The 14035-nt window shown below is 58.9% G+C and carries 11 protein-coding genes; 4 read left to right on the top strand and 7 right to left on the bottom strand.

The window, feature by feature from the left end; translation table 11 throughout:
• Positions 1-5: 5 nt before the first annotated feature.
• The 3 genes from LAO20_08230 to LAO20_08220 form a co-directional block, all read right to left on the bottom strand.
• On the bottom strand, positions 6-1019 hold the full coding sequence (locus tag LAO20_08230; GenBank protein MBZ5531404.1) for a DmsE family decaheme c-type cytochrome: 1014 nt from the start codon (positions 1017-1019) through the stop codon (positions 6-8).
• Between the two features lie 474 nt (positions 1020-1493).
• Positions 1494-1946, bottom strand: a complete 453-nt coding sequence (locus tag LAO20_08225; protein ID MBZ5531403.1) for a cyclic nucleotide-binding domain-containing protein — start codon at positions 1944-1946, stop codon at positions 1494-1496.
• Between the two features lie 103 nt (positions 1947-2049).
• Positions 2050-2778 carry a Crp/Fnr family transcriptional regulator gene (locus LAO20_08220; protein MBZ5531402.1) on the bottom strand — a complete coding sequence of 243 codons (729 nt, stop codon included), beginning with the start codon at positions 2776-2778 and terminating at the stop codon, positions 2050-2052.
• A gap of 254 nt (positions 2779-3032) precedes the next feature.
• Here LAO20_08220 and LAO20_08215 point away from each other — a divergent pair, with 254 nt between their 5' ends.
• The 4 genes from LAO20_08215 (at position 3033) to LAO20_08200 (ending at position 8985) form a co-directional block, all read left to right on the top strand.
• Complete coding sequence (locus LAO20_08215; GenBank protein MBZ5531401.1) at positions 3033-4205, top strand: BON domain-containing protein; 1173 nt, start codon at positions 3033-3035, stop codon at positions 4203-4205.
• A 265-nt stretch (positions 4206-4470) separates the two neighbouring features.
• Positions 4471-5352, top strand: a complete 882-nt coding sequence (locus tag LAO20_08210) for a universal stress protein (GenBank protein ID MBZ5531400.1) — start codon at positions 4471-4473, stop codon at positions 5350-5352.
• Between the two features lie 123 nt (positions 5353-5475).
• Positions 5476-8211, top strand: coding sequence for a bifunctional acetate--CoA ligase family protein/GNAT family N-acetyltransferase (locus LAO20_08205; protein ID MBZ5531399.1), 2736 nt, complete (start codon positions 5476-5478; stop codon positions 8209-8211).
• Positions 8212-8358: 147 nt separating this feature from the next.
• Positions 8359-8985 carry a DUF308 domain-containing protein gene (locus tag LAO20_08200; GenBank protein MBZ5531398.1) on the top strand — a complete coding sequence of 209 codons (627 nt, stop codon included), beginning with the start codon at positions 8359-8361 and terminating at the stop codon, positions 8983-8985.
• A gap of 37 nt (positions 8986-9022) precedes the next feature.
• On the opposite strand, the gene LAO20_08195 is transcribed toward LAO20_08200, so the two are convergent.
• The 4 genes from LAO20_08195 to fdnG all read right to left on the bottom strand — a co-directional run bounded on the left by LAO20_08195 (position 9023) and on the right by fdnG (position 14011).
• The gene (locus LAO20_08195) at positions 9023-9718 is read right to left on the bottom strand and encodes a formate dehydrogenase accessory protein FdhE (GenBank protein ID MBZ5531397.1); all 696 of its coding nucleotides are present in this window, start codon (positions 9716-9718) and stop codon (positions 9023-9025) included.
• Positions 9719-9799: 81 nt separating this feature from the next.
• Positions 9800-10483: a formate dehydrogenase subunit gamma gene (locus LAO20_08190; protein MBZ5531396.1), complete on the bottom strand. Its 684-nt coding sequence runs from the start codon at positions 10481-10483 to the stop codon at positions 9800-9802.
• Positions 10480-11364 carry a formate dehydrogenase subunit beta gene (gene fdxH / locus LAO20_08185; GenBank protein MBZ5531395.1) on the bottom strand — a complete coding sequence of 295 codons (885 nt, stop codon included), beginning with the start codon at positions 11362-11364 and terminating at the stop codon, positions 10480-10482. Before fdxH ends, LAO20_08190 begins: the two co-directional genes overlap by 4 nt.
• 10 nt (positions 11365-11374) lie before the next feature.
• Positions 11375-14011, bottom strand: a complete 2637-nt coding sequence (gene fdnG / locus LAO20_08180) for a formate dehydrogenase-N subunit alpha (protein MBZ5531394.1) — start codon at positions 14009-14011, stop codon at positions 11375-11377.
• Positions 14012-14035: the final 24 nt, after the last annotated feature.

Below are 14035 nucleotides of genomic sequence, written 5' to 3'. Positions count from 1 at the left end.
CCGTTTTACGGTTTGAAGAACACACGGTCTGAATTGGAACCGTGAATTGCTGTGTGGCACAAAGTGCAAGCTTGATACTTCGTGGCCTGGTTATGGAACGAGGGAGCCGCCGGAGCTGGTGCATCCACCGTGAGCGTGTGGCATTCCAGGCAAAGCAGATTTACGTTGCTGCGCTTGAGCAGACGCGGATTGCTGGAGCCGTGAGGCGTATGGCAGGAGACGCAGCCCTCAGTCTTGATGGGCGCGTGCTCCCAGGCGAAGGGACCTGCTTTGTCAGTGTGGCAGTTAAAGCAAACCTGGTCCTGGGCGGCGGTGGAGCGCAATTGACGAGACAAGAAGCCGCCGTGCTGGTTGTGGCAGTTGGTGCAATTGACCAAGCCTTCATTCACCCGATGGTGGAAGGGCTTGGAGAAATCAGGCTTCACTTCCTGGTGGCAGGAGTAGCACAGAGCAGGCTGCGCGGCTTTCAGCAATTGCCGGTTGACCTTGGGCGAATGGACGGAGTGGCAATCCACGCATCCCACATTGTTCTTGAGGTGCTGCGAACGAAGAAAATTGCTGTGCTCTTCGCCGAACTCGTGGCAGCTTAAGCATCGCTTGGAAGACTCTTCCCGCGACAGGCCGCCGAAGTGGATGATCTTCTCCGGGTCGGCTGATTCGGCGTGCGCCTTGCCTGGGCCATGGCAGGATTCGCAGCCCTGCCACTCCGGGCCATGTTTCTTGTCCAGCGCTGTTTTCCAGTGGGGACCTCGGTCGTAGCTTTTTGCCTGATCTTCATGGCAAGTCTTGCAGGTTTCCTCGCCTACGTATTGGGCAGGATCCACCGCAGTTTCCGCTTTGGGGGCTTTCTTATTATGGCCTTTATCAGCGCCTTGATTGCTTGGGTCCTTCGCACCGGCGCTCTTGTCATTGGCCTGTAGCCTGGTTCCGGCAAAGCACAATGCCAACAGCAACAGTACGAAAGCAGCAACCCCGGTATACCTCAGGTGTGTATTTCCCAGCATGAGCGGGCCTCGCATTTCTCCTGTTTGGAGTTACAAAGCAGGGAGTATAGAAAACTTTACAAAGTGGAATCTGTGACTTAAATCACAACACGCGAACGAACTTGCGGGCTTTTTGTGGGCGATAGCTCAGGTACCACAGCGCGTCCTCCGCAAGGAACACGCTGATGCAGCAGAACTAACCTGAGAATCTTACGCGCATCACAATGTGCGCGGCAAATGATTTGCCGATCAAAAATATACTTAGTACTCTCTCTGAACAAATTAGGACTTGTTCAATTTAGGACATATTAAGGATTTGCCGGCCGCCTCTGGAGCAAGAAAAAGAGAGCCGATGGCCGACTCTCTTTTTGACGAAAAGCGATTAGGAGCGCTTTTTTGATCTGGACAGCTTCTTCCAGCGCCGGGCTTCCCCCGATGCCAAGGCGCTGGAAGAAGAGTCCATTTACAACACACGTTAACAAACCGCGCAAACTGCCGCTGTGACCATCGTCACATCCGTTGTCCGACCTTGGCACGGTTGACCAGGACCGGGCGGCGCGAGCAATCGCGAATAAGGCGGTCGGCAATTTTCAGATCAGCGCTGAGCACGCGGGCCACGGCAAAGTAGATGTTGGGATACTTTTGCAGTATGGCCATGAATTCTTTCCGGGGGACCAGCGTGACCGAACATTCGTCCAGGCATGTTACGTTGATCTCAGGGGTCTCTCCGGCGATCACCGCGCGCATACCAAAGACTTTGCCTGGACCGGCAGAGCCCAGCGAGACGTGGCTTCCGGCAGCGGGAACAGAAATGTCCACGGCGCCGGAGTTGACGATGACCAAATTCTCCGGCAGGACGCCATGTTCAATCAGCTTGCCGCCGCTGGGGACGATCGCGGAGTGTTCATGCTTTTTCAATTCTTCGACCGCTTCCGCCGACAGGCCTTCATAAAGGTCATTCACAGCATCATCCTTTGCAACAATTGTGGAATCCATTTGAGAACTTATAGCCTGCCTCTAGTCCGCGCGTAAGTGATGGCGGTCACCAAGACGTGTGACGGCCCTTTTACGTGGTCACCATCTTCTCTAAAGCTGGCTTGTCCAAAATGCACCACGTCGCTCCTCTGATCTTCAGCCAGCCCTTCTTGCGAAAATCACCCAGCACGCGGGAAACGGTCTCCCTGGTGGTGCCTACGAACTGCGCGATCTCTTCCTGCGTGAGCGTTACCCGGATGGGTATACCCTGGTCAATTCTCCGGGGAATGTTGACGGGATTCTGCGCCCAGCTCAACAAGAGCTTGGCAATCTTTTCCGGCACGGAGTTGGAAAGTCCGAGCGAACGGATCTCGCTGTAAGCGCACTTGCAGTTATGGGTAAGCTGCTGGGCCACCTTCAGGCCCACGTCAGGAAATTCTTGCAGGAACTTGACAAAGTCTCCTTGCGAGATGAAATTCGCCTGGCTGGGTTCCATGGTCTCAATGGTGGCTTCGTAAGGCGTGTTGGAAACGGCGGCGGTCAAACCCAGGACTTCGCCCGGCTCGGCAATACGTAAGATGATGCTTTTGCCTTCGGCTGACGTGGTGGAGAGCTTGGCCCGGCCGGTGCACAGAATATAAATGCCACGCGGCGACTGGCCTTCCAGGCAAAGCAGAGTTCCCTTGGGATAGACGGACGTCGCTTTGATCGCTTGCAGCTTGATCAGCGCTTCCCGAGGCAGATTGCAAAACAGATGGTCTTCGCGAAAATCGCACTTCAGGCAGTTCTCAATGATATGAAGGTTATAGGCCGCGGTCATGAATGGTACCTCTCTTCTTTATGCTGCACTCAAATCACCCCTATAGGCTAAGCCGCCAATCACAAAGGGGATGTGATGGCCATCACACCTGTTTTCCCCCAGTAAATATGCGGGAAGCCGCCGATTGCGCGGCTGGCCGCGACGTGTCGCGAGACGTACGCTCACGGTTCGTGCGTGCGCGCACCAAGTGATGACCATCACGGTGAAATCCGCTGCCCCGAGCGACACTGAGCTTGAGCGCAAGGAGGTGTCTAATGGCCGGCAACAGAACCGCCAGCTGGACGCTGCTGACCGGCATTGCCGCCGGAGCAGCCGCCTATTATTTTCTTGATCCCAAACGCGGTGCAGAGCGCCGTGATCTTTTCACAAAGAAAGCAGGGCGCCTGGCGAAAGACGTTGGCCAAGCCGCTTCCAAAAGCCTGCGCGACAGCCAGCACAGGCTCTCCGGGCTGGCCAGTCATGTATGGCCGGGCTTTCATCACCGGCCGCCGGAAGACCGCGTACTGGAAGAACGGATCCGCTCGCGCATGGGGAGAATCGTTTCCGACCCGCACAGAATCCACGTAGCGTCTGACGCCGGCACGGTCACCCTGTGGGGAACCGCGCCGGACGTGGAAGCCAAAGAACTAGTCCACGCGGTAGAGACCATGGACGGAGTGAACGAAGTGCTGGACCACCTTGAGATTCATCCAGTGCCTCCGGCTGAAAATGAACCCGATTCCTATCATGCGATACGCAAGCAAACGCTGCTCAACTGGAACCCATCCAAGAGGCTGGTGGTCGGCGCGCTGGGGACCGCTGCCGCGGTGTACGGCTGGAAACGGAAAGACAACCCCGGATTGATCCTTTCCCTACTGGGCGCCGGAATGGCCGCGACCAGCCTGCTCGAAAGAAACCCCTACTCCATGCTTGCGCTTTCGCAAGACTCTCCCGGTTACGAGCTGGACCGGACCATCACCATCAATGCTCCCCTTTCCGACCTTTACGGCTTCTGGACCAACCCGGAGAATTATCCCAAGGTCTTTTCTCATATCTCCAATATTGAGCGGCTGGGTGAGAACCTGTACCGCTGGACCATCGTTGGTCCGGCGAACATACCCATTCAATGGGAGGGCATGATTACCCAGACCGTCCCCAACACCACGGTGGAATGGAAGAGCCTGCCCGGTTCCATGGTTGGGAATTTTGGCATCGCGCGCTTTGATGCCAACTACGACGCCAGCACCCGGCTGCGCGTCCGCATGTTTTATCGCCCGCCGGCGGGAATCCTGGGGCGCTTCCTGGCCGAACTGTTCGGCGCTGATCCGGAAAAAGTGCTGGACCATGACCTGAAGCAGCTCAAGCGGCTTTTTGAACAGGATGAGAATCTTGTCAAAGAACTTCAAGAAGGAGGTGACGAACAACTTCTCAAAACTGCAACGACCTAGTTGCTACTCAAAAAGCTACGATTGGCTATTACCTCAAAGAAGGATGCGAGTCACCTCGCGTCCTTCTTTGCTTTTACTTGCGTGATGCAGGTCACTGCCGCCGGTCTGCGGCGAAGGCAGAATACTTGGTGGGACCGGATTTAGGCTTCAAGAACAGTGGTGCGCGATTACAGCCGGCGCCAACCGCTTGCACCGTGACCCAAGCAGCCATGGAAGGCGAACTCGGGGCCACCGTTGAGGCTGAGTTCAATTTGAGGAGGTCTTTATGCAAGCCCTGGAAACCGTTACGAGTATTTCCTTCAAGAACATCTTATTCCTTACCGACTTCAGCGAAGCTTCGGAAGGCGCTTTGTCTTACGCTCTGGGTCTGGCCCGGCATTTCAAAGCGCAGCTCTTCCCCGCGCACGCCTGTGACCCAGTGGTCCTGAGCGAGACTGCGGCGCTCAACGTAGTGGATGAAGTTGTGGAGAGCAGCCGCAAGCAGCTGGATACATTGGTAAAAGACAAAGATGTGGTCACTCATCCGCTTTTCGTCCATGGCACGGTGGAATCCGCCCTGCCACGCTGGATCAAGGAGAACGGGATTGACCTGGTAGTGATCGGCACGCATGGCCGCCGCGGGATCGGCCGGTTCATGCTGGGATCAACGGCGGAATTCATCTTCCGCAATACCACCTGTCCGGTGCTGACCGTGGGCCCGCACGTTAACGGAAGGCCCTACAAGGGATTCACCGCAGACAACATCATGTTTCCCACCGACCTGGGATCGCATGCTGACTTTGCCGCGACCTACGCGTTCTCCTTCGCCCGCGAAACACATGGCAAGGTGATGCTGATGCACGTGGTGACACAGGACGAAGCTTTCCAGAGCAACACTGCCGAGCTGGTCGCCGATTCCAGGAAAAAGCTGGAGAAACTGGTGCCGCCCGATGCCCGGCAATGGTGCCAGCCGGAACTGATTGTGGAAGTGGGCAACCCGGACCTGGAAGTGCTGGGCTACGCTGAAAAAGAGCGCCCGGACTTGATCGTCCTGGGGCTGCCGTTCCAGAAAGAATTCAGCACGCACTTTGCCGCCGGGGTAACTTACCGGCTGGTCAGCCAGGCTCCATGCCCGGTGCTGACCGTGCGCGACCTGGGAAATAACTAAGCGGAGCCAGCCAAGGGGCCGCAACCTCACGGATGAGCCACCAATGCGCCCCATGAAGAAGGACGCGAGATTTCCTCGCGTCCTTTTTTTCTACGCAGGCAAAAGTAGTAACCTAAGGGCACGATGACCATCAAACCGGAAGTTGTCAGAGAAAAGCAGGCGCGGGACCAGGGCAATCCGGCCTGGCCTCCCAGCCCGCTGGCGCCGATTTTCTATCCCCGAACCATCGCGGTGATCGGGGCCACGGAAAAGCCGGCGAGCGTGGGCCGCACGATATTGCGCAACCTGCTGGAGCACCCGCCGGGAGCCACCATTTTCCCCATCAATCCGCACCGCAGCAACGTGATGGGGATCCGGTGTTATCCCAACATCGCGGCCATCGGCGAGCCCGTGGACCTGGCAATCGTCGTCACTCCGGCCGCCACGGTGCCGGACGTCCTGCGGGAGTGCGCCGGCGCTGGCGTACGCGGGGCCGTGGTGATCTCAGCGGGCTTTGCCGAGACTGGCGCCGCAGGCAAGGAATTGGAAAACCAGATCCGGGAAATACTGTCCACCAGCCGCATGCGTCTGGTGGGACCCAACTGCGTGGGCGTGATGAATCCGCGCACCGGGCTGAACGCCACGTTTGCCCAATCCAACGCTCTGCCCGGCAATATCGCGTTCCTGAGCCAGAGCGGCGCGCTGTGTACAGCGATTCTGGACTGGAGCCGCCGGGAAAACGTGGGCTTCAGCGGATTTGTCTCCGTGGGCTCCATGCTGGACGTGAGCTGGGGCGACCTGATCTACCACTTTGGCGACGACGCTTACACCTCGAGCATTTTGATCTACATGGAGTCCATCAGCGACGCGCGCTCATTTCTTTCCGCGGCGCGGGAAGTCTCCTTGCGCAAGCCGATCATTGTGATCAAGCCGGGCCGCACGGAAGCGGCGCGCAAGGCCGCGGCGTCGCACACCGGCGCCATGACCGGCGCGGATGAAGTCTTTGAAGCCGCGTTTCGCCGTTGCGGTATCCTGCGCGTGGCCACCATCGGCGAATTGTTTGACATGGCTGAAGTGCTGAGCAAGCAGCCCCGCCCGCAGGGACCGCGCCTGGCGGTGGTGACCAATGCCGGCGGCGCAGGCGTGCTGGCCACCGACGCCCTGTTGGCGGCGGGCGGACAACTGGCAGAGATTTCCGCGGAAACCAAGGAAGAGCTCAATAAGCTGCTGCCCCAGGCCTGGAGCCACTCGAATCCGGTGGACACGCTGGGGGACTCGGGTCCGGAAGTTTATGCCAAGGCGGTGGGTATTGTGGCGCGCGATCCCGGCTGCGATGCCGTACTTTCCATTCTGGCGCCGCAAGGCATGACCGAGCCGGAAACGGCTGCTACGATTCTCAGCCACACGGCGGATGGCACCAAGAAGCCGCTGCTGGCCAGTTGGATGGGCGGCTCCCGCATGCAACTTGCGGCCAACGTGCTGAATGACGCCAAGATTCCAACGTTCGAGTACCCTGACGCCGCCGCCCGCTGCTTCGCTTACATGTGGCGCTACACGTCCAACCTGCAAGCGCTTTATGAAGCACCGGAGTTCACCGGCGATCTGCCCGAAGACGGCCCCAAACGCGTGGCCGGCATCATCGCGGAGGCGCTGAGCAAGAACCGCACCCTGCTCACGGAGCACGAATCCCGCCAGATCCTGGCAGCCTATGAGCTGCCGGTTACAGCATCAAAACTTGCTCTCACCGCAGATGAGGCAGCGAAGGCGGCGGACGCCATCGGCTTCCCTGTCGTGGTCAAGCTGCATTCGGAAAAAGTCACCCACAAGTCTGACCGCGGGGGCGTCCAGCTGAACCTGCAAAACGCCGAGGCCGTGCGCGCGGCATTCGCCAAAATTGAAAGTGAGTTTAGCCGTGACAACAGCTTCCAGGGCGTGACCGTGCAGCCGATGATCAACACCAGCGGCGGTTGCGAGCTGATTCTGGGCAGCTCCACGGACCCGCAATTCGGCCCGGTGATGGTGTTCGGCATGGGCGGCCAATTGGTGGAAGTGCTGCGCGACCTGGCCCATGCTCTGCCTCCGCTCACCACCACGCTGGCGCGCCGCATGATGGAACACACAAAGATTCTGCGGGCGCTGAAGGGCGTCCGCGGCAACAAACCCGTGGACCTGGAAAAGCTGGAGGAGCTGCTGGTGCGCTTCAGCGAACTGGTGGTGGAGAACCCGCGCATTGCCGACATTGAGATCAATCCGCTGCTGGCCGGGCCGGAAGGCATCCTGGCGCTCGACGCGCGCGTGATCCTGCATCCGGCCACGGTGAAAGACGCTCAGTTGCCGCGTCCGGCGATACGGCCCTATCCCAGCCAGTATGTTTCCACCTGGGAAAGCGAAGGAACCATGTTTACGCTGCGTCCTATCCGGCCGGACGATGAGTCGCTCATGGTGGACTTCCATCATCAGCTCTCTGAAACCAGCGTTTACCTGCGCTTCTTCTTGCCTCTGAAGGTGGACGTGAGGACCACCCACGAGCGGTTGTTCACCAAGTGCTTTATTGACTACGATCGCGAGATCGCGCTGGTGGCGGAGTACAACGATGAAGCCGGGGCCCGCCGCATCGCCGGCGTGGCGCGCATGATCCGTAAGCATTCCGATAGCAGCGCTGAAGTCGCGTTCCTGATCGCCGACCACTTCCAGAACCGCGGTCTGGGCACGCACCTGCTGGATCGGATGATCCATATCGCGCGCAAAGAAGGTATTTCCGCCCTGGAAGGCGTGACCCTCTCCGACAATTACGGGATGAAAGACATGTTCGCCCGGATGGGCTTCCAGTTTTCTCCTCCGGAAGATGGCGTGGTGACGGCGGTGTTGCCGCTGACGTGACGCCCGGCAGGGTCAATCGGCGGGAGAGGCCCATGCCTGGGACTTCTCCGGTGATGCTGGTCACAGCCTAGGCGCTGCCACAGGCGCACACTGAAATGGCATCGCCACGACTCGCTGGAATCGCGGCAGAAGAGGAGCCGATTCCTTATGATCCGCCTCCTGATCAACAATTGGTGGCTGCTGGCAATCCGTGGCGGCTTCGCGCTGGCGTTTGCCGTTTTTGTCTTTGTGTTTCAGCCTTTCTTGTCCACACTTTTCCTGAAGGCGGTAGCACTTACTGGTTTGACCGTGCTGTTTGGCCTGTTTGCCTCGGTGTGCGGCATGGCTACCATCCTTGCCGCCCTGCGTGGCGCGGAGCGCAAACGCGGCCTGGGACTGCTGCTGGCCGACGGCATCGCGGTTACCGCGGCCGGACTGGTTCTGTTGCTGGCGCCGGGATTGACGCTATGGCACGTTGTCCGCATCATCGCCGCGACGGCAGCGATCGTCGGGCTGCTGGAGATCGCCATCAGCGTGCGCTTGCGCAGACACTTACTGGACGAATGGCTGCTGATGGCGGGAGGCGTGGCTTCAGTGGCGTTTGCCGTGTTTCTCTTTTTTGGCGGCCTGACTGAGGTTTCCGAGGTGCTGAACTGGACTGGCGGGTATGCTCTGGTCAACGGCGCAGCCATGGTGGGCTTGGCGCTCCGGCTGCGGAGCCTGCGCAATTCTGTTCACGCGATGGCCGACGCCGGCGCGGCCGGCGGAACTGCCGCGGGGCACTCCGGGGCTTGAGTATGGCGAAAGATCAGCTTCCGCAAACGGAGGGCGGTCAAACACCAAACAAGTTCGGGGCAAGCTTCTGATACTTGTGTTCCGCGGCCCAGAGGTTGAGCGAAACCGACGCCAGTTCGTCCACCACCGGGACCACGCGGCCGTCCTTGGTTAGATCAAAAGACTTGATGTAAGTGTGACAGGTGTCGCAGGCTTCAACGCGGATGAAGTTGAAGTCCTCAGCGATAAACACCGGCAATTTGTCTTTGTTCTCTTCGCCGCAACCCGGACACACCAGACGGCGAAACGTCCACTCCTTGAAACAGAGCGAGCATACCAGGGAGCGTTTTCCTCCATCGCCCTCCGGCCGCAAGACGGCAAACTGCGGGGCCGAGGCGCAAAACGGGCACCTTACCTGTCCCGAGTCGGTTTCCACGGCGGCCGTTCTCTCCGATAGAAACTCAGCATATGGCTGCAGGAGGGCCTTGGCGAAGAAAGCGAATTCGGGGGCCAGGTCGCGGCTCTCGGGCTCCTGCTGCCAGATGCTCTGCACCAGTTCCAGGCGGCTCTGCGGGGTTTCCTTCTCCAGCGCGTCAGCGGCCTGCTGCAACGCCGGAGAACCGGACTGCTTGACCAGTGAAAGCAGCGGAGAAAAATACGGCATGAGCATGGAAGCGTCATGCTCGCCGGCGGAAGCAAGATCGTGATGGATGGACTTTTGAAAGCGGGCAAGCTGCTGATAAAACTTCAGCATTTCAGAGACTGTAGAATTCTTCTCTATCAGCTCGCCTGCCCGCGCAATGCGGAGGTCCCAGGAAGACTTCAAACGGCTCCTTTACTTCGTTGATACGCGGTCGCGGTCGCTCCCCGCGACTTTGTCGTACCAGAGCCGGTGATGCGCTTTGGCCCAACTCGCCGGCACCCGTCCCCACAAAATCCCGTGGAGACCGCCGGAGACGAAGAACAAGCCCATGTAGACGTGGATCATGAACCCGCCGATGGTGGCCAGCGCGCCGACGCAATGGAGAAAAACCACCAGCGACAGCACCCAGTGGGCGCCACGCGGCATCAGTTCCGGGAACCACATGACCACGCCGGTAATCAGAAGGACCATCCCGCCGATGAACATGACCCAGTAGAACTGTTTCTGACCGTGATTGAAGTGCCCGGCTGGGGCCACCTGTTCATCGCGGTTGGTGACGTAGGCCTCAATCGTCTTGCTCCATTTGCGGTCATCGTCGGTGACCTTCATGTCCCCGCCCCACATGTTTTGCATCCACAGCAAGCTGGCGGTGAAGATCAATCCGGCCCAGGGATGCCAGAAGCGGATGGTGGCTCCGCCGCCCAGCACGATGGCAATCCAGTACATGTAAGGCGTGAAAAGGGCCATTCCGGTGAACAGGAGGTATAGATAAGACACTCCTGAGATCCAGTGGCACATACGCTCCTTGAGGGTATAGCGGACAACCTCGTCGGCGCGAAGATCAGTTCCGTGACGGACAACAATGTTGCTGCTCATTGTTTGCTCCCTCCATCGGCTCCATCCAGGGGTTTCGGTCCGTAACGAACGTAGTGGCCGAACAGGGCAGCGACGCCCAGTCCCATGGCGATTCCGCCCAACCACTTGAGCGGGCCTTTCCACATCTTGACGAAGAACGGGACCGTGGGATTGGCAGGCAGCCCGCCGTAGTCCTCAGGCCGCGTGGCATCGCCCAGCACATAGATCACGTGGGTGCCGCCTACGCCGTCTGGATCATAGATGCCGGCCTTCTTCCAGGACGTTTTGTCGTGGAGCTGGGTCACGCGTTTGTTGGCTTCAAACAGCATGTCTTCCTTGCTGCCAAAGTGCAGGCAGCCGGTGGGACACGATTTGATGCAAGCCGGTTCCAGCCCGGCGCCTACGCGGTCAGAACACAAGGTGCACTTATAGACTTTCTTGGTTTCCGCATTGAATTTAGGAATATTGAACGGGCAGCCGGTGACGCAATACTGGCAGCCGATGCAGTGTTCCTGGTTGAAGTCCACAATGCCGTTGCTGTATTGCACGATGGCGCCATCGGCAGGGCAAGCGACCAGGCAGCCCGGCTCAGCGCAATGCATGCACTGGTCTTTGCGCATGAGCCATTGCATGGTGCCATCGTCGCTGGGACGCTCGTCAAAGCGGATCAGGTTCCAGAAATTCCACGCCGTATCCGGCATGGTCTGATAGGTATCAGCGAAGGTGGTTTCGCGGAAGTCGTAACCGTTCCACTCCAGGCAAGCCACCTCGCAGGCTTTGCAACCGATGCAAGTGGTGGTGTCCACCAGCTTGCACACGTCGTAGTCGCGGGAAACGCCTTTTCCGGGCGTGCCGCCGCGATGGCCGGAAATTGCTTTCACTTCCAATGTTCCATTGCTCATGGCGCGCTCCTTAGGCTTTCTCGATGTTCACCAGGAAGCCTTTAAACTCCGGGGTGAATGCGTTGGGATCAACGACTGTGGGGGACAAGATGTTGGCGCCGCCGCGTTCGTTTTCAGGACGGCCGTCGCCAAGCCCCTTGTAGCCCCAGTGAATGGGTATTCCGACCTGGAAAGTCTCCTTTCCATCAATCTGCATCGGCTTGATCCGGTGGGTCACCATGGCCTTGCAGTGGTAAACGCCACGGGCTGAGCTGACTTTGACCTTGTCGCCGCCTTTGATTCCAAGGTTCTTCGCCAGTTCGTGTGGAATTTCCACGAACGGCTCAGGAACCAGCTGGATGTTCATGGGATTGTTCTTGGTCCAGTAGTGGTAGTGCTCGGTCAGCCGGTACGTGGTGCAAACGTACGGGAACTTGTCCTTGGTACCGTACTGCTTGGCGTCCACGTCGGTCTTGAACTTCTTCACCACCGGACTGGTGGACTGCTTGGCATGCAGCGGGTTGTCAACCGGGCTCTCTGTGGGCTCGTAGTGCTCAGGGAACGGACCATCGGCCAGTCCGGCCAGCGGCACAAAGAAGCGGGCCAGGCCTTCTGGAGTCATGATGAACGGGCCCATGTGGTCTTTGGGATTGGAATCCGGCTTGAAGTCGGGGACGTCATTGCCGGCCCATTTCCCATTGGCCTCATTGAACCAGACCTGCTTGCGGCTGGGATCCCAGGGTTTGCCTTCCAGGTTGCAGGAGGCGCGGTTGTACATGACGCGGCGATTCATCGGCCATGACCAACCCCAGGTGGGGTGGATGCCAAGGCCGGAAGGATCGTCTGGGTTGCGACGTTGCGTGTTGGAACCGGCGTCCGGCCAGGAACCGCAGTACAGCCAGTTGCCGCAGGACGTGGTGCCATCGTCTTTCAGCCAGGCAAAGCCGGGAAGCTGTTGGCCGGCTTTCCAATCCGTGGGCGTCTGTTTTTCATCATGCAGATCAGCCAGCGCTTTTCCGTTGATCTCCTTGGCGATCTCGGTGAGCGACGGGCTGGCCGGATTGCTGTAAGCCCAGGTCAGATTCAGGATGGGGTCCGGGAACTTGGTCTTGGGATCGTCTTTCTCCTTCTGATACAGTTCGCGGACCTTGAGGAAGATGCTGGCCAGGATGGCGTGATCGAGCCGCGCGTCTCCCGGAGTGGGCAATGCGGCCCACTTCCACTGCAGCCAGCGCGCCGAGTTGACGAAGGTGCCGTCCTTCTCAGCGAAGCCTGCGCCGGGCAGACGGTAGACCTCAGTCTTGATTTTGGCCATATCGTCTTTAGAGATTCCCGGAGATTGCCAGAATTCGGCGGTTTCCTCCGGATAGATCTCGCAGACCACCAGCCATTCAGCTTTCTTCAAAGCATCAATGTTCTTCTGGGAGTTGGGTCCAATGGCCACGCCATTCATGCCAAAGGCAATCAGGCCTTTAAGTTTGCCCTGGTGCATGGCTTCCCACTGGTCGGTCCAGGAGAACCGCTTGTCGCCGATTCTGGGGAGATAGTTGAAAGCCCAGTCGTTTTCCTTCTTGGCGGCGTCTCCGTACAGGGCCTTCATCAAGGAAACGGCAAACTTGGGAGTGTTGGACCAGTAGTTGAACGAGTCCCACTCCTTGGGTTTGGCCGTGGTCGGGGTTGTGCGCTTGAGGTACGACGCCCAGTCAGCATCCGCGGGGATTGGCACCTTGAGATAGCCGGGCAGAATGTCAAAGATGCCGGCCATATCGGTTGCGCCCTGGATGTTGGAGTGGCCGCGCAGGGCGTTCACGCCGCCACCGGCGCGTCCCACGTTGCCCATGAGCAGTTGATACATGGCCGCAGTGCGAATGATCTGCGCGCCATTGCTGTGCTGCGTCCAGCCCACCGAGTAAATGATGGTGCCGACTTTCTTGGTGTCGCCATCTTTGCGGATGGAGGTCAACAGTTCCGCGGCTTTCTTGAATTGCTCCGGCTGAATACCAGTGATTTTGGAGACCATCTCCGGCGTGTAGCGGGAGAAGTGTTTCTTCATCAGCTGGAAAACGCAGCGGGGATGTTCAAGAGACGTGTCATACGCGGTGTTGGGCGGAAGACCCAGGGGCGGTGGCGGCGGAGCAGGTTTGCCGGCCACAGCCACAACCTTGGGTGGCGGAGCAGCGGCCTTGGCGGCGGCTTGCTTGGCAGCTTCCTCGGCGGTCATGGGGCCGTCGCCGGCGGCAATGGCAGCAGCCGCCGTGCCGGTCACGTTTCCACCCTCTTCATAGTTCCAGGAAGAAACGTCATACTTTCCGGCCGCGGGATCGTAACCGGAGAACAGCCCGTCTTCCGGCAGCTTGAAGCCCTTCTTGATGATGAGGGCCGCGTTGGTGTAATTGGTGACGTATTCCTTGGCAAAGCGGTTGTTCTGGATGGCGAAATTGATCAGGCCGCCCAGGAAAGCAACGTCTGTACCCGCGCGAATCTGGCAGAAGATGTCCGCCTGAGACGCCGTGCGCTGGAAGCGCGGATCCACCACCACCAGTCCGGCATTGCGGACTTTTCTGGCTTCCACCACCCACTTGAAACCGCAGGGATGGTTTTCCGCCGGGTTGCCGCCCATGATCAACATCATGTCAGTGTTCTTGATGTCAACCCAGCCATTGGTCATTGCGCCGCGCCCGAAAGTTGGTCC

The organism is Terriglobia bacterium, assembly GCA_020072815.1.
Classification (GTDB): Bacteria; Acidobacteriota; Terriglobia; order Terriglobales; family Acidobacteriaceae; genus Angelobacter.
The sequence above is the reverse complement of the archived record's forward strand: the minus strand, read 5'-3'. Positions and strand labels throughout refer to the sequence as shown.